The sequence below is a fragment of the Staphylococcus coagulans genome (assembly GCF_022557135.1).
Taxonomy (GTDB): Bacteria; Bacillota; Bacilli; order Staphylococcales; family Staphylococcaceae; genus Staphylococcus; species Staphylococcus coagulans.
Genome location: NZ_CP092966.1, coordinates 39,564 through 61,239 on the forward strand (window position 1 = coordinate 39,564; position 21,676 = coordinate 61,239).

General features: G+C 37.0%; 20 protein-coding genes, 2 tRNA genes, 1 riboswitch and 1 other annotated feature. Of the genes, 19 read left to right on the forward strand and 3 right to left on the reverse strand.

The annotated features are described in order from the left end of the window. Positions 1-384: 384 nt before the first annotated feature. The 11 genes from hutH to KM149_RS00250 all read left to right on the forward strand — a co-directional run bounded on the left by hutH (position 385) and on the right by KM149_RS00250 (position 13,292). A complete protein-coding gene (gene hutH, locus KM149_RS00200) occupies positions 385-1,887 on the forward strand; it encodes a histidine ammonia-lyase (protein WP_214970757.1) in 1,503 nt (500 codons plus the stop codon). A gap of 46 nt (positions 1,888-1,933) precedes the next feature. Further along, positions 1,934-2,133 (forward strand) — a binding site (T-box leader). A gap of 78 nt (positions 2,134-2,211) precedes the next feature. Beyond that, on the forward strand, positions 2,212-3,492 hold the full coding sequence (gene serS, locus KM149_RS00205; protein ID WP_050344913.1) for a serine--tRNA ligase: 1,281 nt from the start codon (positions 2,212-2,214) through the stop codon (positions 3,490-3,492). Between the two features lie 72 nt (positions 3,493-3,564). After that, a complete protein-coding gene (locus KM149_RS00210; RefSeq protein WP_165545394.1) occupies positions 3,565-4,092 on the forward strand; it encodes a YceI family protein in 528 nt (175 codons plus the stop codon). 318 nt (positions 4,093-4,410) lie between these two features. Further along, positions 4,411-5,106 carry an AzlC family ABC transporter permease gene (locus KM149_RS00215; protein ID WP_214970754.1) on the forward strand — a complete coding sequence of 232 codons (696 nt, stop codon included), beginning with the start codon at positions 4,411-4,413 and terminating at the stop codon, positions 5,104-5,106. Further along, positions 5,103-5,432, forward strand: coding sequence for an AzlD domain-containing protein (locus KM149_RS00220; protein ID WP_060829127.1), 330 nt, complete (start codon positions 5,103-5,105; stop codon positions 5,430-5,432). Before KM149_RS00215 ends, KM149_RS00220 begins: the two co-directional genes overlap by 4 nt. Before the next feature lie 50 nt (positions 5,433-5,482). Next, positions 5,483-5,581, forward strand: a riboswitch (SAM riboswitch). 84 nt (positions 5,582-5,665) lie between these two features. Further along, positions 5,666-6,631 carry a homoserine O-acetyltransferase MetX gene (gene metX / locus KM149_RS00225; RefSeq protein WP_214970751.1) on the forward strand — a complete coding sequence of 322 codons (966 nt, stop codon included), beginning with the start codon at positions 5,666-5,668 and terminating at the stop codon, positions 6,629-6,631. Positions 6,632-6,834: 203 nt separating this feature from the next. Continuing rightward, entirely contained in the window at positions 6,835-7,755 is a 921-nt protein-coding gene (locus tag KM149_RS00230) for a DUF2232 domain-containing protein (protein WP_241415570.1), read from the forward strand. Positions 7,756-7,763: 8 nt separating this feature from the next. Beyond that, positions 7,764-9,731, forward strand: coding sequence for a DHH family phosphoesterase (locus tag KM149_RS00235; RefSeq protein WP_165545391.1), 1,968 nt, complete (start codon positions 7,764-7,766; stop codon positions 9,729-9,731). Further along, positions 9,728-10,174, forward strand: coding sequence for a 50S ribosomal protein L9 (gene rplI / locus KM149_RS00240; protein WP_050344919.1), 447 nt, complete (start codon positions 9,728-9,730; stop codon positions 10,172-10,174). Before KM149_RS00235 ends, rplI begins: the two co-directional genes overlap by 4 nt. A gap of 146 nt (positions 10,175-10,320) precedes the next feature. Continuing rightward, positions 10,321-11,721 carry a replicative DNA helicase gene (gene dnaB / locus KM149_RS00245; RefSeq protein ID WP_214970745.1) on the forward strand — a complete coding sequence of 467 codons (1,401 nt, stop codon included), beginning with the start codon at positions 10,321-10,323 and terminating at the stop codon, positions 11,719-11,721. A 287-nt stretch (positions 11,722-12,008) separates the two neighbouring features. Then, positions 12,009-13,292 carry an adenylosuccinate synthase gene (locus tag KM149_RS00250; RefSeq protein WP_103356119.1) on the forward strand — a complete coding sequence of 428 codons (1,284 nt, stop codon included), beginning with the start codon at positions 12,009-12,011 and terminating at the stop codon, positions 13,290-13,292. 131 nt (positions 13,293-13,423) lie between these two features. Here KM149_RS00250 and KM149_RS00255 read toward each other — a convergent pair whose 3' ends face one another. From KM149_RS00255 to KM149_RS00265, 3 genes are read right to left on the reverse strand one after another with little or no spacing between them, the layout of a single operon-like run. Further along, the gene (locus KM149_RS00255; RefSeq protein WP_214970742.1) at positions 13,424-13,951 is read right to left on the reverse strand and encodes an SA1002 family membrane protein; all 528 of its coding nucleotides are present in this window, start codon (positions 13,949-13,951) and stop codon (positions 13,424-13,426) included. A 10-nt stretch (positions 13,952-13,961) separates the two neighbouring features. Next, entirely contained in the window at positions 13,962-14,228 is a 267-nt protein-coding gene (locus tag KM149_RS00260; RefSeq protein ID WP_214970739.1) for a YrhK family protein, read from the reverse strand. Positions 14,229-14,252: 24 nt separating this feature from the next. Continuing rightward, complete coding sequence (locus tag KM149_RS00265) at positions 14,253-15,146, reverse strand: YitT family protein (protein ID WP_050344924.1); 894 nt, start codon at positions 15,144-15,146, stop codon at positions 14,253-14,255. A 106-nt stretch (positions 15,147-15,252) separates the two neighbouring features. On the opposite strand from KM149_RS00265, the gene KM149_RS00270 reads away from it, so the two are divergent. From KM149_RS00270 to KM149_RS00305, 8 genes are all read left to right on the forward strand, one after another. Further along, positions 15,253-15,327, forward strand: a tRNA-Glu gene (locus KM149_RS00270). 8 nt (positions 15,328-15,335) lie between these two features. After that, positions 15,336-15,409 (forward strand) — tRNA-Asp (locus KM149_RS00275). A gap of 170 nt (positions 15,410-15,579) precedes the next feature. After that, positions 15,580-15,819 (forward strand): hypothetical protein, encoded by a 240-nt coding sequence (locus tag KM149_RS00280; protein WP_103356121.1) that lies wholly within the window; start codon positions 15,580-15,582, stop codon positions 15,817-15,819. Positions 15,820-16,044: 225 nt separating this feature from the next. Then, positions 16,045-16,746, forward strand: a complete 702-nt coding sequence (gene yycF, locus KM149_RS00285; protein ID WP_016425750.1) for a response regulator YycF — start codon at positions 16,045-16,047, stop codon at positions 16,744-16,746. Positions 16,747-16,758: 12 nt separating this feature from the next. Further along, positions 16,759-18,591, forward strand: a complete 1,833-nt coding sequence (walK, locus tag KM149_RS00290; RefSeq protein ID WP_050329614.1) for a cell wall metabolism sensor histidine kinase WalK — start codon at positions 16,759-16,761, stop codon at positions 18,589-18,591. Beyond that, positions 18,581-19,918 (forward strand): YycH family regulatory protein, encoded by a 1,338-nt coding sequence (locus KM149_RS00295; protein ID WP_241415427.1) that lies wholly within the window; start codon positions 18,581-18,583, stop codon positions 19,916-19,918. Before walK ends, KM149_RS00295 begins: the two co-directional genes overlap by 11 nt. Then, complete coding sequence (locus KM149_RS00300; RefSeq protein WP_165545386.1) at positions 19,915-20,694, forward strand: two-component system regulatory protein YycI; 780 nt, start codon at positions 19,915-19,917, stop codon at positions 20,692-20,694. The genes KM149_RS00295 and KM149_RS00300 overlap by 4 nt, the downstream gene beginning before the upstream one ends. 22 nt (positions 20,695-20,716) lie before the next feature. Further along, positions 20,717-21,499: an MBL fold metallo-hydrolase gene (locus KM149_RS00305; RefSeq protein WP_103356124.1), complete on the forward strand. Its 783-nt coding sequence runs from the start codon at positions 20,717-20,719 to the stop codon at positions 21,497-21,499. The last annotated feature ends 177 nt before the right edge of the window (positions 21,500-21,676 follow it).

Consider the following 21,676-nt stretch of genomic DNA (forward strand, 5'->3'; position numbering starts at 1 on the left):
CCAATTCAAAGCTTCTAGAATGCGGTCATGCTTACCGGCAATAGGAAAGGCTGATGTCATGCGGTTAGCCTTTAGATATTTTTATCATTTTGAGCTCAAAATGCTGAATAGAATTAATATATCGCTTTCACTCAAATGAATTTCGTCTTCGGTTCGACCTTGTACTAAAAGAGAATAATTAAGTCTCTTCTTATTTGTTTAACACGTTAAAAGATTAATTTAATACCATGTTACGAATATTATGAAAACTATTGTTTAAGCGATTTAAGAATCCTATACTGATTATTAAGTGTGATGGGGATGGGACAGCATCAAAAGTGAGTAGACGAGCAAAAAGATGTCCGATGCGCATCAAAGGCTAATATATGATAGGGGTGGATAATGATGACTTTACGTCTAAATGGGGATCAACTCACAATTGAAGTGATTCGCCAATTTCTAGCTACTGGGGATCAAATTGAAATTAGTGAAGAGGCACGTGAGCGTGTCAAAAGAAGCCGTGCGATTGTGGAGCGCATTATTGAAAATAAGGAAACAGTGTACGGGATTACGACAGGCTTTGGGTTATTCAGTGACGTATTAATTGATCAACAAAAATATAATGAATTACAAGTCAATCTGATTCGTTCACATGCTTGTGGGATCGGTCAACCTTTTGCGCAACGTGTCGCTTTAGTGATGATGGTCTTACGTCTTAATACTTTATTGAAAGGTCATTCTGGTGTCACAACTGACCTAGTTGATCAGCTTGTCTTTTTTATTAATAATCGAATCATTCCAGTGATTCCGCAACAAGGTTCTTTAGGCGCATCGGGTGATTTAGCGCCATTGTCTCATCTCGCTTTAGCTTTAATCGGAGAAGGCAAAGTCGAATACCAAGGTGAGGTTTTAGACAGCTCGGATGTCTTAAAACGTCTTGACCGCAATCCTTTGGCACTTCAAGCTAAAGAAGGCTTAGCATTGATAAATGGAACACAAGCTATGACTGCACAAGGTGTGATTACATTCATTGAGACAGAGAGTCTTGCTTATCAAGCAGAATGGGTAGCTGCTTTAACACATCAAGCTTTGAATGGTATTACAGATGCTTATCATGAAGCGGTACATAGAGTGCGTAATTTCGAAGAGCAAGTCGCGGTAGCAGGACGGATGTTAGACTGGTTGGAAGGCTCCCAATTGACTACACGCCAAGGGGAAATTCGTGTCCAAGATCCTTATACATTACGTTGTATTCCTCAAATTCATGGGGCCAGCTTTCAAGTCTTCAATTACGTACGTGAAAAATTAGAATTTGAAATGAATGCAGCGAATGATAATCCGCTCATCTTTGATGAAAATGATGAAACCCGCGTGATTTCTGGGGGTAACTTTCACGGTCAACCTGTCGCATTTGCACTCGACTTTTTAAAAATTGGAACAAGCGAACTCGGTAATGTATCTGAAAGACGTCTTGAACGATTAGTTAATCCACAATTGAACGGTGGGCTCCCCCCTTTCTTAAGTCCTGAGCCAGGTCTACAAAGTGGCGCAATGATTATGCAGTATGCTGCAGCCAGCCTAGTATCAGAGAATAAAACATTAGCCCATCCAGCGAGTGTCGATTCTATCCCATCTTCGGCTAACCAAGAAGACCATGTATCCATGGGAACGATCGCCTCACGCCATGGTTATCAAATATTAGAAAATGTACGTCGTGTTATCGCAATTGAAGCAATTATTGCGCTTCAAGCCGTAGAATTTAAAAATGTGTCTCAATTATCACCTAAAACACATGAAAAGTTTACGGCTTTACGAAAAATTGTCCCTTCAATCAAGGAAGATCGTCAATTCCATCGAGATATTGAAAATGTAGCAAATTATTTACAAAATGTGGCATATCAGAATTAAGCTTGCTATTCAAAATTTTCTTTGATATATTAAATGTAAATTAATAGAGTACATTGTTTGTGGAATAAGTAATATAGGAATGGAATAAGAGAGTTTGTGGTTGGTGAAAACAAATGTACAGCACTATATGAAATCTATCCACGTATGTAAACAATTCGGGTCAAACCGTTAACTTTTGTAAGAGTGCAGACCATATGATGGTGTCTGTTAAATAGGGTGGCAACGCGTCAAAACCACGTCCCTTGTGTTGGGGATGTGGTTTTTTTATTTTCGTGATGTTTCCTCATCTTAAATTTTAAAAAACTTGTGAAAGGAAGTTGGCATATGTTAGACATTAAATTATTTAGAAGTGAGAAGGAAAAAGTGAAAGAGAAAATTGCTTTAAGAGGTATGGATCCTGCTGTTGTGGAAGAGGTTTTGACATTAGATCAGCAACGTCGTGACTTGATTCAACAAACAGAAGATTTAAAAGCAGAGCGTAATAAAGCATCACAACAAATCGCAGAAAAAAAACGAAGCAAAGAAAATGCAGATGATGCGATTAAAGCACAACGTGAAGTAGGGGAGAAAATTAAAGCGATTGATGCACAACTTAAAGAAGTTGACGATACTTTAAAAGACAAACTTTCTCGCATTCCTAACCTAATTCATGATGATGTCCCTGAAGGTAAAGATGACAGTGAAAATGTTGAGTTGAAAAAATGGGGCACACCACGTGAATTTAACTTTGAAGCGAAACCCCATTGGGATCTTGTAGAAACTTTAAAAATGGCTGACTTTGACCGTGCAGCACGCGTATCAGGCGCACGCTTTGTCTATTTAACAAATGATGGCGCAAAATTAGAACGTGCTTTAATGAACTTTATGATTACGATGCATACGACACAACATGGTTATTCAGAAATGATGGTACCTCAACTTGTAAATGCTAAAGCGATGTATGGTACAGGACAATTACCAAAATTTGAAGAAGATTTATTTAAAGTAGAAAAAGAAGGTCTTTATACGATTCCAACAGCAGAAGTGCCATTGACAAATTATTATAGAGATGAAATTATCCAGCCGGGTGTCTTACCTGAAAAATTCACAGGCCAATCTGCATGTTTTAGAAGTGAAGCGGGTTCTGCCGGACGTGACACTCGTGGACTCATTCGTTTGCATCAGTTCAATAAAGTAGAGATGGTTAGAATTGAAAAGCCAGAAGACTCATGGAATGCTTTGGAAGAAATGACGACTAATGCTGAAGCGATTCTTGAAGCGCTTCAATTACCTTATCGTCGTGTCATTTTATGTACAGGAGATATTGGTTTTGGTGCTAGTAAAACATATGATTTAGAGGTTTGGCTACCAAGTTACAACGACTACAAAGAAATTAGCTCTTGTTCAAACTGTACAGACTTCCAAGCGCGTCGTGCTAATATCCGTTTTAAACGTGATAAAGATGCAAAACCTGAATATGTTCATACATTGAACGGTTCTGGTCTAGCAGTAGGTCGTACATTTGCGGCTATTGTTGAAAACTACCAAAATGAAGACGGTACGATTACTGTACCAGAAGCGTTAGTGCCATTCATGGGCGGTCAAACTGTGATTGAGCCAAAGTAAATATAACATGATTGAATACGCATCTTTAGGGTAAATATTCTAGAGATGCGTATTTTTTAAGGAGGTATTTTAATGGCACATTTTAAAGTTGATCCAGCACATAGTCACGTGGGATTTGCAATTCAACATATGATGGTTAATACATTGAAAGGTCAATTTCATGACTATCAATTTGAGATTGAAGGCGATTTAGACGAGCCGACATCTTTACAAGCAAAAGGAACAATTCAAGTGAACTCTATCGATACGTATGTAAGAGATCGAGATGACCATTTGCAAAGCGAAGACTTTTTTGATGCAAAACAATACCCAGAAATTAAGTTTACAACAAAAACGATTGAGCCAGCGGGAGATCACTACAAAGCACAAGTTGAAGTGACGTTTAAAGGCCATACTCAAAATGAGGAATTTGAGCTTTATGTCAATGGTTCAGGTAAAAACCCTCTAAGTGGCGATACAAATGCTGGGTTTACGTTAAAAGGTGAACTTAACCGCGAAGACTACGGCCTTACTTATAATGCACCTTTAGAAACAGGCGGTGTCTTTATAGGTAAAAATGTTAAAATCGAACTTAACCTTGAAACAGTTGTAGAAGAATAATTAAGATTATCGTTTTATTAATGATATAAAATTAGAGTTAGCGTTTAAGATATACGTCTTTATATTTGCTAGAGCGGGACAACGAAATCAAAATGGTTTCTGTCTCGCTCTATTTTTGAGCATGTAAATAGATAAAATGATATTATAACTACTTTTACAACAGTTAAAAAGTCTGAAAATTTTATTTTTTTAAGCACCTTTGTTAAGCCTTTTTAATACAATCGTTAGACTTCGGACACTATGACGTTAGACTAACCTAATAGAGAATTTGATAATCTTGTATTATAATAAGATTAATTTTTTTAGAAGGGATGTGTCATGGTGTCGCATACAACTTTTAAGCAAGGCGTACAAGAATGTATTCCAACTTTGTTAGGCTATGCAGGGATAGGATTTTCCTTTGGTGTGGTCGGTGTTGCTTCTGGTTTTGGTTTACTCGAAATCGTAATGTTATCGATGCTTGTTTATGCCGGAGCTGCTCAGTTTATTATTGTCGCTTTAATGGTTGTTCATACACCAGTTTGGATTATTGTACTGACAACGTTAATCGTAAATAGTCGCATGTTCCTATTGAGTATGACATTAGCAAATAATTTTAAGCAGGAAAGCTTACTTCATAGAGTGGGGGTAGGCGCGCTACTCACTGATGAGACTTTTGCTGTGGCCATTACGCCTCATTCAAAAGATCTTACCATAACGCGCAATTGGATGTATGGACTAAATTTAACAGCCTACTTATTTTGGATTTTTGTCTCTATTTTAGGGGCGTTACTTGGAAACTTTTTTAAAAATCCAGATGCATTTGGTTTAGATTATGCCATTATAGCGATGTTTGTATTTTTAACGATTGCACAATTTGAAGGTATCACCAAGTCAAAGATGCGTACTTATTTGTTATTGATGCTTATTGTCATTGTTATGATGCTATCGCTAAGTATGGTCATGTCTTCCTATTTAGCAATTTTATTCGCGTCTACGATCACTGCGGCAATAGGGATGGTGATTGACCGATGACGCTTTATATCTTATTGGCGATTATAGGTTCGGGAATTGTCACTTTACTTTTACGTATTACACCACTTTTGATGATTTCTCGTGTACAGCTTTCTGATAAAGTTTTAAAATGGCTCACTTTCATTCCAATCACACTTTTCACAGCTTTAGTCATGGATGGTTTAATCCAGCAACATAAAGGTGTGATGGGTTATACATTAAACTGGAACTTTGCCTTAGCCCTTATTCCCACTGTCATTAGTGCTTTTTGGCTCAGAAGTTTAACAATAACAGTTATTGTAGGCATGATAAGTGTCGCATTATTAAGAATAGCCGGATTATTCTAATAATCGTTTGCATGTCGATAATGAATGAGGTATGATAAAAAACAAAATTATACTTATTAAGAGAAGCTGAGGGATTTGGCCCTGTGACGCTTCAGCAACCACTTATTGATAAGTACGGTGCTACAACCAACCATTGCGGATGATAAGTTAACTAGATAGGCTTACAAAGGTTGTATTACCGTTATTGCGGAAATACAACCTTTTTTTGAATTTTAGAGGGAGGGCATACTAAAATGATGAATTATCGAGTTGACACATTAGAGTTAGGCGCTTTTACGACTGAATCTGGAGAAAAAATTGAAAATTTAAAGCTTCAATATGAATATGTAGGCTACCCAGGTCAACCTTTAGTACTTGTTTGTCATGCGTTGACAGGCAATCATTTAACATACGGAACAGAGGAAAATCCAGGGTGGTGGCGTGAGATTATTGACGGTGGTTACATGCCGCTTCATGATTATCAGTTTCTTACTTTTAATGTTATTGGTAGTCCATTCGGTTCTAGCTCACGTGTTACAGATCAAAATTTTCCTCAGCACCTTACAATGCGCGATATTGCCCGTGCGCTTGAAAAAGGAATTGAAGCTTTAGGTTTCCGTAAGATCAATGTACTCATAGGCGGTTCTTTAGGCGGTATGCAAGCACTAGAGCTCCTCTATCGTCATAAATTTGAAGTGGAAAAAGCAGTGATTCTTGCGGCGACTGCAAAGACATCTTCGTATAGCCGTGCATTTAATGAAATTGCGAGACAAGCCATCCATTTAGCAGGTAAAGAAGGGTTAAGTATTGCGCGTCAACTCGGTTTCTTGACGTATCGTTCATCTAAAAGTTATGAAGCCCGTTTTACTCCTGACGAAGTTGTCACATATCAAAAATATCAAGGTGATAAATTTAAAGAACAATTTGACTTACAGTGTTATTTAACATTGCTCGACGTCTTGGATAGCCATGATATTTATAGAGGAAGAGAAAATGTGGACAAGGAGTATCAATCATTGAATACAAAAGTGCTGACACTTGGTTTTACCGATGATTTGTTGTACCCCGATGATCAAGTTGCTGCACTTGGTAAGCACTTTAAATACCATCGTCATTTTTTTGTGCCTGATAATGTTGGTCATGATGGCTTTTTGCTTAATTTTAATGACTGGGCGCCCTATTTATATCATTTCTTAAAAGTTTCGCGCTTTCGACGCTAACTTTAGACGATAATGTTATCTATTTGTTATAATTGCGTAAACTAGAAATACTAGACAATAAGCTGTATTTTAGGGATAATAGCTAAAATATAGCTTTTCTTTGCGTTTGAGGGGGATGTAAAGCTTTGTCATCTCATCAACACAAATTGTATTCATATTACAAAGCTTGTAAAATAGAAGTTATAGAATAAATTAGTTTGGAAGTGGCGTCTTTGTTTTCTAAAATTAAGCCTAAAGAAACCCTAATCGGCACAATAGCCTTATTAGCGGTGGCTTTAGTATTGCATTTTATGCCATGGTCAGTCGTGATTATCGCATGTTTTGCAACCTTACCAGGAATCATATTATGGTACCGTTCCATCCATTCTTTTGGATTGGCTACTTTAATTACGATATTAGTCTCAACATTAACAGGTGACTTGTTTGTAATGACCTTTATGATCATTCTATTAGCATTGAGTGCAGTGATTGCACAATTGCTTAAACAACGTGCCTCAAAAGAACATATTTTGTATGTCGCAACACTTGTGACGAGCATCATTACAATCGGAGCTATCATGATTTTGCAAGGTTTAAAACAATTACCTTATGCACAAGTGTTATTAGAACCTTATCAAAAAATCGTTAATCAAATGATTGAGATGCAAAATTTAGATCAACAGGCAAGAGAGGTTTTAAATAACTCTGTACATCAGTTGGCAGTTCAATTGCCAGCTATGATTGTTGTTACGATTGCAATTTATTTGATCGTTACGTTGATGATTATCTTTCCAATCTTACGTAAATTTAAAATTGCAACGCCTGTTTTTCGTCCATTATATTTATGGCAAATGAAACGTTCTTTATTTATTATTTACGCCATTGCGTTGTTGGTCAGTGTGACAACAGAACCTGCCACAACAATCAATAGTATCGGTATTAATTTTCAAATTGTATTAGGTTTCTTATTAGTCATTCAAGGTTTAAGTTTTATACATTACTTTACGACAATAAAACGAATGCCAGTTGCTGTGTCTGTCATCTTTATTGTGTTAGGTATTATTTTTTATCCAATGACACGTTTGATTGGTTTATTAGATCTTGGTTTAAATTTAAAAAGTATGATTAAAAACGATAAGAGGTGACAAACAAGATGAACCGTCATTCAATGAAGAAAGCACTGATTGTTCCGTTCCTTGTAATTACGATGACAGCATTGATTATTGTAGGTGTGTCCTTTTTCTTTAATCGCTTTTTGGCTTTTATAGCTGCTATCATTGTTTTTGTGATGCTCATCGTCAGTTTGTTCATTTTTAGACGGCTGTATCGCCGCTTTGATCGTTATTTAGATGATTTGAGTGGAAAGGTGTCGCTCGCAAGTGATAGAGCTGCCAAAACGATGCCTATGGGGTTAATCGTATTGGATGAAAATGATCGGATAGAATGGGTCAACCCTTTTATGACCGAACGTTTTGATCGCAATGTGATTTCGGATCCCATTAATGAAATCTATCCTAATATTTTAAAACAGCTTGAAAAAGCAAAAGAGATAGAGATGCAAGATGGCGCATACCATTATCGCGTGAAGTATTCAGAAGATGAAGGGATTTTGTATTTCTTGGATTCAACTGAAGAAGCTGAAATACAACAAGCTTACGATGATCAACAGCCAATTATTGCAACGTTGTTTTTGGATAACTATGATGAGTTAACGCAAAATATGAATGATACACAACGTTCAGAAATCAACTCTATGGTCACTCGTGTGATTAGTCGATGGGCACAGGAACACGATGTCTTTTTCAAAAGATACAGTTCCGATCAATTTATTGCCTATATGAATCGTCGTATTTTACGAGACATTGAAGATACGAAATTTGATATTTTGAGCCAGCTTCGTGAAAAAAGTGTGGGTTATCGCGCACAATTGACACTCAGTATTGGTATTGGGGAAGGCTCTGAAAATTTAATTGACCTTGGAGAATTGTCACAATCTGGTCTAGATTTGGCTTTAGGTCGTGGTGGAGATCAAGTTGCGATTAAAAATATGAACGGGAATGTTCGTTTCTATGGCGGTAAGACTGACCCGATGGAAAAACGGACACGTGTAAGAGCGCGCGTCATTTCTCACGCATTAAAAGATATATTATTAGAAGGCGACAAAGTGATTGTAATGGGTCATAAGCGCCCGGACTTAGATGCCATCGGTGCAGCAATCGGTGTGACACGCTTTGCAATGATGAATAATCTTGATGCCTATATTGTGTTAAATGATTCCGACATCGATCCAACACTTCGCCGTGTGATGGATGAAATTGATGAAAAACCAGAATTAAAAGAACGTTTTATCACATCTGATGATGCGTGGAATATGATGACGTCTAGAACGACTTTAGTCATCGTAGATACGCATAAACCAGAGATGGTGATTGATGAAAATATTTTAAATAAAGCTAATCGTAAAGTCGTAATTGACCACCATCGTCGTGGTGAAAGCTTTATTTCCAATCCTTTACTTATTTATATGGAACCTTACGCAAGTTCGACAGCAGAACTTGTTACAGAGTTACTCGAGTATCAACCGACAGAACAGCGTTTGACGCGACTCGAATCCACAGTGATGTATGCAGGTATTATTGTCGATACACGTAACTTTACATTGCGTACAGGGTCACGTACTTTCGATGCTGCGAGCTATTTACGGGCGCACGGTGCAGACACGATATTAACGCAACATTTCTTAAAAGATGACATAGAAACGTATATCAATCGTTCAGAGTTGATTCGTACTGTGAAACTACAAGAAAATGGCATTGCGATTGCACATGGCTCGGATCAAAAAATTTATCATCCAGTTACAGTTGCACAGGCAGCGGATGAACTGTTAAGTTTAGATGGAGTAGAAGCATCCTATGTTGTAGCAAGACGCGAGGAAAACTTAATTGGTATGTCAGCGCGCTCACTTGGTGAATTCAATGTTCAATTGACGATGGAAGCACTCGGTGGCGGTGGTCATTTAACCAATGCAGCAACACAACTTGAAGGTGTGACTGTAGAGGAAGCCATTGAAAAATTACAACATGTGATCAACGAACAAATGGATAGGAGTGACGAATCATGAAAGTAATTTTCACACAAGATGTTAAAGGTAAAGGTAAGCAAGGAGAAGTTAAAGAGGTGCCAGTTGGTTACGCGAACAACTTCTTAATTAAAAATGGCTATGCAGTAGAAGCAACACCTGGAAACCTTAAACAATTAGATCAAAAGAATAAACGTATCGAAAAAGACAAGCAACAAGAACTTGAAGATGCGAAAGCTTTAAAAGAAAAATTAAGTGAACTTGAAGTCGAAGTTAAAGCGAAATCAGGTGAAGGTGGCAAATTATTCGGTTCTATCAGTACGAAACAAATTGCTGAAGCACTTAAAGCGCAACATGATATTAAATTAGATAAACGAAAAATGGATCTACCTCAAGGTATTCACGCGTTAGGATATACAAATGTGCCAGTTAAACTTCATAAAGAAGTGGAAGGTACAATTCGTGTACACACTGTAGAGCAATAAGCATAGAAAAAGCTGGGACGACAGAGTCACCAGCTTTTTTATATCATATATCTTTATCACGGCATATAACGGACAACCATTGCCGGAATGTAAGGTTTATAATAGAATATGTTAAGATATGTAACAAATATGAGGAGGTCCTCGGCATGGATGAAATGTTTGAACACAATCGAATGCCACACAGTCATGAGGCAGAGCAGTCTGTCTTAGGTGCAATCTTTTTAGATCCAGAATTGATGTCATCGACACAAGAAGTGTTGTTGCCAGAATCTTTTTACCGTGGCGCACATCAACACATTTTCCGTGCCATGATGGGTTTAAACGAAGATGGACAAGATATAGATATTGTGACTGTCCTTGATCGACTAACACAAGAAGGTGTCGTGAATGAAGCGGGTGGACCACAATATCTCGCTGAAATTACAACCAATGTACCGACAACGCGTAATATTCAATATTATACGGATGTCGTTTTTAAAAATGCGATTAAACGTAAGTTGATTCATACAGCAGATAGTATTGCGAATGATGGCTATAACGATGAATTAGATTTAGATACCGTCTTAAACGATGCTGAACGTCGTATTCTAGAGCTCTCTTCTACACGTGAAAGTGATGGCTTCAAAGATATTCGTGACGTGTTGGGACAAGTTTATGACAATGCGGAACAGCTCGATCAGAATAGTGGTCAAACACCTGGGATTCCTACAGGATATCGCGATTTAGACCAAATGACGGCAGGATTCAACCGAAATGATTTAATTATTCTCGCAGCCCGGCCTTCTGTAGGTAAGACTGCCTTCGCTTTAAATATTGCGCAAAAAGTCGCGACACATGAAGACCAATATACAGTGGGCATTTTCTCGCTTGAAATGGGTGCAGACCAACTTGCGACACGTATGATTTGTAGTTCTGGTAATGTCGATTCCAATCGTTTGCGTACAGGGACAATGACTGAAGAAGACTGGAATCGATTTACTGTGGCAGTAGGTAAATTGTCACGAACTAAAATTTTTATCGATGATACGCCAGGGATTCGTATTACAGATATTCGTTCGAAATGCCGCCGTCTTAAACAAGAGCACGGTTTGGATATGATTGTAATCGATTATTTACAATTAATACAAGGCAGCGGTTCTCGTTCGTCAGATAACCGTCAACAAGAAGTTTCTGAGATTTCTCGAATGCTTAAAGCGATTGCACGTGAGTTAGAGTGTCCTGTGATTGCGTTGAGTCAGCTTTCACGTGGTGTAGAACAACGTCAAGATAAGCGACCAATGATGAGTGATATACGTGAATCAGGGTCAATTGAGCAAGATGCGGACATTGTCGCATTCTTATACCGTGATGATTATTATAATCGTGGCGACGGAGATGATGATGACGATGATGGTGGTTTTGAACCGCAAACGAATGATGAGAATGGAGAAATCGAAATCATCATTGCAAAACAACGTAACGGCCCCACTGGAACAGTCAAATTGCATTTCATGAAACAATACAATAAATTTACGGATATTGATTACGCCCACGCAGAGATGGGATAAAAAATATTTAGCTTAAAAACCGTACGAAAAACGATTTTTTGTTTTTAAAGTACGGTTTTTAGTTTGGTTTCTTTACTTATATTTATCGTAAGTTAGGATTTTAGAAATTGTATGAAATGGCATTCAATGCTTCTATTACGCGTGGTTCTAGGATTCACATTACTTTATATCATATGCTAGATGTCATTATCTGAATGACACGATAATGTTCGTTTTTTGATTTGCAATCATACTGTGATACTGGTAGAATACTCTTTGGTTAATTGAGAAAACTTGGAGGTGCTCTTATGTCATCAATCGTAGTTGTTGGGACACAGTGGGGAGACGAAGGAAAAGGTAAAATTACAGACTTTTTAGCGGAACAAGCAGATGTTATTACACGTTTTTCAGGCGGTAACAATGCAGGACATACCATTAAATTTGATGGTGAAACATACAAATTACATTTAGTACCATCTGGTATCTTTTATAAAGATAAACTTGCAGTGATTGGTAACGGTGTAGTAGTTGATCCTGTTGCTTTATTAAAAGAATTAGACGGTTTAAATGAAAGAGGTATTTCAACAGATAATTTACGCATCTCAAACCGCGCACACGTCATCCTACCTTATCACATTAAGCAAGATGAGCTTGAAGAAGCGCGTCGTGGTGATAATAAAATCGGTACGACTAAGAAAGGTATTGGCCCAGCATACGTAGATAAAGCACAAAGAATTGGAATTCGCGTTGCAGATTTATTAGATAGAGAAGTTTTCGAACAACGTTTAAAAGAAAATTTAGAATATAAAAATGATTATTTTCAAGGCATGTTTCGTCAATCTGCACCATCATTTGATGAAATCTTTGAGACATACTATCAAGCAGGTCAACGTCTTGCACCTTATGTGACAGACACTGCGAAAGTATTAGACGATGCATTTGTAGCTGATGAGCGCGTGCTTTTTGAAGGTGCGCAAGGGGTGATGTTAGACATCGATCACGGAACATATCCTTTTGTAACATCAAGTAACCCTGTAGCGGGTAACGTGACAGTTGGTGCTGGTGTAGGACCAACAAATGTATCAAAAGTAGTCGGCGTTTGTAAAGCATACACTTCACGTGTAGGTGATGGTCCATTCCCAACAGAATTATTTGATGAACAAGGACACCATATTCGTGAAATCGGTCGTGAATATGGGACAACAACAGGTCGTCCACGCCGTGTAGGTTGGTTTGACTCCGTTGTATTACGTCACTCTCGTCGTGTAAGTGGGATTACAGATTTATCAATTAACTCTATCGACGTCTTAACTGGCTTAGAAGAGGTTAAAATCTGTACAGCTTATGAATTAGATGGAAAAGAGATTACAGAATACCCAGCAAACTTAAACGACTTAAAACGTTGTAAACCTATCTTTGAAACATTACCAGGTTGGACTGAAGATATTACAGGTGTACGTAGTTTAGACGAATTACCACAAAATGCACGTCGTTACTTAGAGCGTATTTCAGAATTATGTAACGTCCATATTTCTATCTTCTCTGTAGGTCCTGACCGTAATCAAACGAATATCGTTGAAAAATTATGGTAAGTATTTAGACTTCGGTAAGTCTATCGGCGACACTCCGGTAAGACTGCCTCCTTATAAAATAGTCTATAAAAATCAATTATAAAAGCGACAAGCGATGGTCTTTAGAGGGGCCACTGCTTGTCGCTTTTTGTTTATTCATCTTTATAATGATCTTTAATATAAACTTTCGTCATCGCAATCCCGATCCAACTGATGAGAAGGACAGGTAAGATAACGATATTTAATAATGTGATATTCAGAGAATGTGTGTTGATCTTTAAGGTACTAATAAAAGCCATCGTCCCTTTGGATGTAATAATAAATTGATAAAGTGTAAAGAGTATGGTGGTCCATTGAATAAAATACTCTAAAATTTCAATTAACGTTTCGTTATAGGCATTCAATCGCATCATATAACGAACAAAGAAAAACTGTAAAAAACCACCAGCCAAAATAGAAATAACTAATATATTAAATATACTCCCTTTTTCATGTAATAGAAAAGCGAATAAGATATAAACAAGACCGCCCGCTATCGCAAGTGATAATAAAGCTGTGATCATAAGGACAAGACTGACACCACATGCCTTCACAAAGAGCCAGTCGTCTTTGTATGTCCCAGATATATAACCAATTAATAGAAATAAAACTAAAATAATGATGACATTGATGATAATCATTGCGATTCGACTAATCTCCTTCTCGTTTCTCGATGATTGCCATATGTAAATCGTGAACCATCGCAATCAAAGGACGAATAATCATTTGAATACTCCCAATTACAAATAAAACGGTACCCTCAAAGACAGTTGAATCAGAAAAGAAGAGAAAACTTCCTATTAAAAAGATAACGCCTAGTACGACATCATTGAGTTGGTACAATGCTTTATAAATGAGTGAACGGCTATTTTGACGTGTTTGTAATCCAAAAGAGATTTGTGATTTCTTTTTCTTCATCGTTAACCTCCTTTACCATTAACATTAATGAATATCACGTTTACGATGATTACCGCCACGAACTTCAGAAACATTACCTATAGATAAGAATGCGGTTTCATCAATGGCCATGACAATATCTTTTAATTTTGCTTCTTCTAATCGTGTAATGACACAGAAGATGACACGCTTATCTTCTCCCGTATAAGCGCCCTCTCCTTTTAAATATGTGACGCCACGACCGAGACGGGAGTTAATAGCTTCTCCTATTTCCTTATAAGCATCGCTAATAATCCATATTGATTTCGATTCGTCAAAACCAAGTAAGACAGTATCAATCATTTTAGAAGCGATAAAATAAGCTACAACACTGAATAAAGCACTCTCCCACGTAAAAACAAAGCCTGCAATACCAAATATGAAGAAATTAATAAACATTACGATTTCTCCAACTGAAAATGGTATTTTCGAATGAACTAAAATCGATAAAATTTCTGTACCGTCGAGGGATCCCCCATACCTTAAGACAATACCGACACCGATACCTAATACAGCTCCTCCAAAAATTGTTACTAAAAATTTATCATGTATGACAGGATCGATCGGATGCAAAACGATAGTGACAATAGATAAAACAGAAATCGCATATAAAGTTGAAATCGCAAAAGTTTTCCCTATTTGTTTATAACCTAAAAAGAAGAAAGGTAAATTCAGTATAAAAATGAATATCCCTAACTTGAGTCCTAATAAATGAGAAAGGATAATTGAAATCCCTACAATTCCCCCATCAAGCAAATGGTTTGGAACGAGAAAAAGTTCAAGTGCGACGCCCATTAATACTGCACCCAATGTCATAAAGAAAAACTTTTTAAAAAATTGAAGTTGCTTTTTTGGTTTTTCTTTCGTGTATGGAACGGCTGATTTTACTTGTTTTTCCATATGTTGCCCCCTTTTAAACATTATATGAAAAATTATACAAAAAAAATTCAAAAAAATCTTGTCAACTTGATTTCCTGATGCTATAATCAATCTTGTGTTTAAGAAAGGCTCCTTGGTCAAGCGGTTAAGACACCGCCCTTTCACGGCGGTAACACGGGTTCGAGTCCCGTAGGAGTCACCATGAAATATGGTCCCGTAGTGGAGCGGTTTAACACGCCTGCCTGTCACGCAGGAGATCGCGGGTTCGATTCCCGTCGGGACCGCTAAATCAGCCTAAAACAATAGTTTTAGCTCAAACGAAAGTCATTGAAGTTCATGAAAGTGAACGACAATGGCTTTTTTTCATAAATATATATCAAAAATGAGAACTTTTATAATGTGAGTGACGTGTTTTTTACTATAAAAGTGTATAGAAATGAGGAGGACGATTGCTGTGTTTAAAAAGGAAGTTCAACCTACTGAGAAAATTTTATTTATCAGTGGCTTAGCCATCGTGATTATAATGGGTATATTAGCATTATTGGATGTGGCACAATACAAAAATCATGTGGTATTCTTATTGAATATCGTTGGCTTATTATTGATGACACTCTCTGTCATGCGTATACAGAAAAAAGTTGGTATCTTTTGTGGCATCGTCATTGTTTTATTAATCTTAATTCATTTTATTTAATATAGAAGTTCATTATGCTCAGGCAGTGAAGTAGTCTCAAAAGAGGCTGAGACACTGCTTTTTTGTACATTTAAATGCAGGTCGTTGTCATCCGCATTCGTTTTATAGAAGCGAATAGTTAAATAGATAGAATTCACAAGACTTTAATGATACATTATAAGGTATAGGATTATGCCAGTTTGTAACGAATAATCATTGCAATTTTAAGAAATGGGGTCATGTTTTATGGCAAGAAAAGTGGTCGTAGTCGATGATGAGAAGCCAATTGCAGATATATTAGAATTCAACCTCAAAAAAGAGGGATATGACGTTTTTGTTGCTTATGATGGTAACGATGCGGTGGATTTGATTTATGAAAAAGAGCCGGACATTGTTTTATTGGATATTATGTTACCAGGACAAGACGGTATGGAAGTGTGTCGTGAAGTCCGCAAAAAATTTGATATGCCAATCATCATGTTGACTGCGAAAGATTCAGAAATCGATAAAGTGCTTGGTCTTGAATTGGGTGCAGACGATTATGTGACTAAACCATTTAGTACACGCGAATTGATTGCACGTGTAAAAGCCAATTTACGTCGCCATTATGCCCAACCGAGCCAAGAAAATCATATGCAAACAAATGAAATTACAATTAAAGATATTGTGATTTATCCAGATGCATATTCTATTAAAAAACGCGGTGAGGACATTGATTTAACACACCGTGAATTTGAGCTTTTTCATTATTTATCTAAACATATGGGACAAGTCATGACGCGTGAACATTTACTTCAAACGGTTTGGGGTTATGACTATTTTGGTGATGTGCGCACGGTTGACGTTACAATTCGTCGATTACGCGAAAAAATTGAAGATGATCCTTCACATCCAGACTATATCGTGACACGTCGTGGAGTAGGATATTTCTTGCAACAACATGATTAGAGGACGCACAATATGAAGTGGTTAAAACAATTTCAATCCCTTCACACGAAACTTGTTATTGTCTATGTCCTATTGATTATTATTGGTATGCAAATTATTGGGCTATATTTTACAAACAGTCTCGAAAAAGAAATGACAGAGTCGTTTAAAACGAATATATCTCAAAATGCAAAACAAATTGAGCTCGGTATTGAAAAAATATATGCGGATGACAACGAGTCCGGAAATATTCAAAAAGATATTCAAAATTTATTAAACGAATATGCAAATCGCAATGAAATGATAGAAATTCGTTTCATTGATAAAGATCAAATTATTATTGCGACATCGAAACAGTCAAACCGTACAATTATTAATCAAAAAGCAAATGAGAGTTCAATTCAAAAGGCCTTGTCATTAGGTCAAGAGAACTCTGACACCGTTTTAAAAGATTATGGTGAAGGTAAGCAACGGGTATGGATTAAAAACATGCCTGTAAGTACGAACGATGGTTTAATTGGTGATATTTATATTGAATCTAATATTAACCAAGTTTATGATCAATTAAATGATATCAACCAAATTTTTATCGTCGGTACAGGGATTTCTTTAATTATTACCGTCATTTTAGGTTTCTTTATTGCACGTACGATTACTAAACCCATTACAGATATGCGTAATCAAACGGTTGAAATGTCAAAAGGGAACTATACGCAGCGTGTGAAAATATACGGTAATGACGAAATTGGTGAACTTGCACTTGCTTTTAATAACTTGTCGAAACGTGTGCAAGAGGCACAAGCGAATACAGAGAGTGAGAAACGACGCTTAGATTCTGTTATCACACATATGAGTGATGGTGTCATCGCCACAGATAGACGTGGGCGCGTACGTATTATTAATGATATGGCACTTAAAATGTTGGGTAAGTCTAAAGAGGAAGTCTCGGGACATTTTATTTTTGATGTCATTGATTTAAGTGAAGAATTTACACTTGAAGAATTAAACGAAAACAATGATAGTTTCTTATTAGACATTAATGAAGAAGAAGGTATCATCGTTCGCGTTAATTTTAGTACCATTGTTCAAGCAACTGGCTTTGTGACAGGTTATATCGCTGTGTTACATGACGTTACAGAACAACAACAAATTGAGCGTGAACGACGTGAATTTGTGGCCAATGTATCGCACGAATTACGTACACCATTGACTTCAATGAATAGTTACATCGAGGCCCTAGAAGAAGGCGCATGGCGAGATGAATCGATTGCACCTCAATTTTTATCAGTCACACGTGAAGAAACAGAGCGGATGATTCGATTAGTGAACGATTTACTGCATCTTTCTAAAATGGATAATGAAACTGAGCCTATTACGAAAGAGATTGTCGATTTTAATATGTTTATCAATAAAATTATTAATCGACATGAAATGGCTGCGAAAGATACCACTTTTGTCCGTGATATTCCAAGAGAAACCATTTTTACGGAAATTGATCCAGATAAGATGACACAAGTGTTTGATAACGTGATTACGAATGCGATGAAATATTCTCGTGGTGAAAAACGTGTAGAGTTCCACGTGAAACAAAACACGGTGCATAACCGTTTAACAATTCGGATCAAAGATAATGGTATCGGGATTCCGATCAATAAAGTCGATAAAATCTTTGATCGTTTCTTCCGCGTAGATAAAGCAAGAACACGAAAAATGGGTGGTACAGGTCTCGGATTAGCGATTTCTAAAGAGATTGTCGAAGCCCACCACGGTCGTATATGGGCCAATAGTGTTGAAGGACAAGGCACATCGATTTTTATCACACTTCCATGTGAAACAATAGAAGATGGTGATTGGGATGCGAACTAGAGAACTGATTAAATCTATCATATTAGTGTTACTCGTTCTTTCCAGTGTAGTACTTACAGTCATGATTTGGAACTTTTCGCCAGATTTAACGAACGTTGACAACCCACAAACAAAAGATACACCGAAAGCGATTGGTACGCGATATGACAAGCAATTTAATCAGGTCATCACGCCTTTACAGCTCGTACATGTGGACCATGATCATTTGAAAGGGATGCCTGCAAATAAAGATGTTAATGAGATGATGTCTCTATTCCAAAAACATCGTATTATTGAAGTTGAAGATATTCAAAATGATCAAGTCGTGTTATTGAAAGATTTGAGCCATCATTTTGTCGTGTTAGACTTCCCGGCAGACATACCGCTATCCATGTATCTAAACGAAGTCGTTGAGATGCCAGCAAAAGTACCGGCGAATTTTAAATTTAATCGTTTAATATTAGATATTGATGATCATCAGCATGTCGTTTTGTATGCGATGCAACCGAACCATCAGCGTGCCATTAAATTAGAAACGAATCTTGATACAAAAGTAATCCAGCAGCGAATTGATCATATGCGTGATGAATTAGAACCGTATTCGGATATCGTGACGAATCGAAGTACAGTCAATAAAGCAACGTATTTATACGCTTTAAAAGCACCGAAAGATTTGAAATCATATCGTACGATTTTTAATCATATTAATGTAGAAGATTTAAACTCGATTCTCTTTGATGATACGCCGATTGTACGTACAACAAATAGTGGTAACACAACGTACAATAACAATACAGGGGTTGTGAATTACAATGCGGATAAAGAAACGTATGACTATACGAATCTGTCCGAAGATGAGCATAGTACACGCGATATGAATATTAGCTTGCCACGTGCATTTGACTTTATTAATAAGCATGGGGGCTTTACAGATGATTTCCGCTTGTTTAGTGCAAATAGCAAGCAAGGGGAAATTATGTATCAAATGTTTCTCAATGGACGACCGATATTTTATCCAAACCAATTGAATGAAATTCGTGTACTTTGGGGTGAGCGTGGATTATACGAATATAGTCGAGGTCTCTTAAAAACAAATGTGACCATTGATAATGGTGAAGAACCGAAATCGATGCCGGATGCGGAAGATGTACGTTCTACATTAGCAAGTAAGGGCAATATTGATTTGACGAAAGTGGAACAAATGGTAGTCGGCTATAAAATGAGTGCCATTCGCGGACCTCAAAATCGAATTGAAATTCAAGAAGGCAGTGAGTTTACGCCAACGTGGTATATTAAATATAATCATAAATGGTATGAATACAAAGATGGGGAGTTGGTGGAAACATGAACTGGAAACGCACTAAAACGTTGTTCATACTTGTCTTTCTCCTCGTCAATGTGTGTTTAATTTTTGTTTATCAAGATAAAGTGAATAAATCTAAAATTAGCGATGCCGAACACGATAATGCGGTCAACTTTGAACGAGAAAATATTAAACTGCCAAAAAGTATACCTGATGTGAGTCATGTCAAAATGCAATTGGTTACAGCACGTTCAAAAGACTTTAAAGAAGAAGCAGAAGATAACAATAAAGCTAAGGTCAGTAATCATGGCCATACTTTATCTAAAGAAATGGATGAACGTGTAGACGTCAAAGTTGATCCGATTTCTCATTTAAAACCTTATATAGATGATAAAATCTATAAAGGTAATGAGTACCAGTACCATGAAACAAATGACGGTCAAATTAAATACGAACAAACGTATAGAGGCTTTCCGATTATGAATAATAATCGTGCAGAGTTGACTTTTGAGGTGAAAGGTGACAGTACAAAATCATATGAACAGTCCACGATGGAAGACATCCTTCCGTCTAAGGGGACCAATAATGAGCCTAAAAAAGTCATACGTGCAAGAGAAGCATTGGAAGCACTTTATTATAATCAATATTTAAAACATGGTGAAGAAGTCGAAAGTATCCGTCTCGGCTATTACACTGTTGTAAAAGAGACAAATATTCAAGTTTTACAAGCTAACTGGGAAATTAAAGTTAAAGATAAAAACGGGGTGCATACATATTATGTAGAAGCTGTATCCTCGAATCCACAAATTATAGAACAATAGAAAGGGTGGTCACTTGATACGAATGAGTGTACTCGCAAGCGGTAGTACCGGCAATGCGACATATGTAGAAAGTGAACAAGGCAGCTTGTTGGTCGATGTCGGACTAACAGGGAAAAAGATGGAAGCACTTTTCGATCAAATCGACCGGAAAATTTCAGATTTAAGTGGCATTCTCGTGACACACGAGCATAGCGACCATATTAAAGGTCTCGGCGTCATTGCACGTAAGTTCGGTATTCCAATTTATGCCAATGAAAAAACATGGACATGTATTGATAAAAAGGATTCTAAAATCCCGCTAGACCAGAAATTTGTATTTAATCCGTATGAAACGAAGTCTATTGCAGGTTTTGATATAGAATCATTCAACGTTTCACACGATGCGATTGATCCACAGTTTTATATTTTTCATAATAACTATAAGAAGTTAACGATGATTACGGATACAGGTTATGTCTCTGATCGCATGAAAGGTATGATTCGTGGTAGTGATGCCTTTATATTTGAAAGTAATCACGACGTCGATATGTTAAGAATGTGTCGTTATCCGTGGAAGACGAAACAACGAATTTTAAGCGATATGGGCCATGTGTCAAATGAAGACGCAGCTCACGCAATGAAAGATGTCATCACAGGTCAAACGAAGCGGATTTATTTATCCCATTTATCACAGGATAACAATATGAAAGATTTGGCACGCATGAGTGTCGGACAAATCTTGCAAGAACATGACATTGATACTCAAAATGAAGTGAAGTTATGTGACACGGATAAAGCGATACCTACACCGATATATACATTATAATGAAATTAATGATAGACAGTAGCACATGATTTTCAAGTAAAAGTCTTGAGGTTCATGTGTTTTTTTATGTCGTTTACAGATTGAAAATTTTAAGCCTCAATTTGTCAGTAATTGAATATTGTTTTCAGTAACTTCCTATAGTACAATTGTAAATCGTAACAATTATGATTTACATGT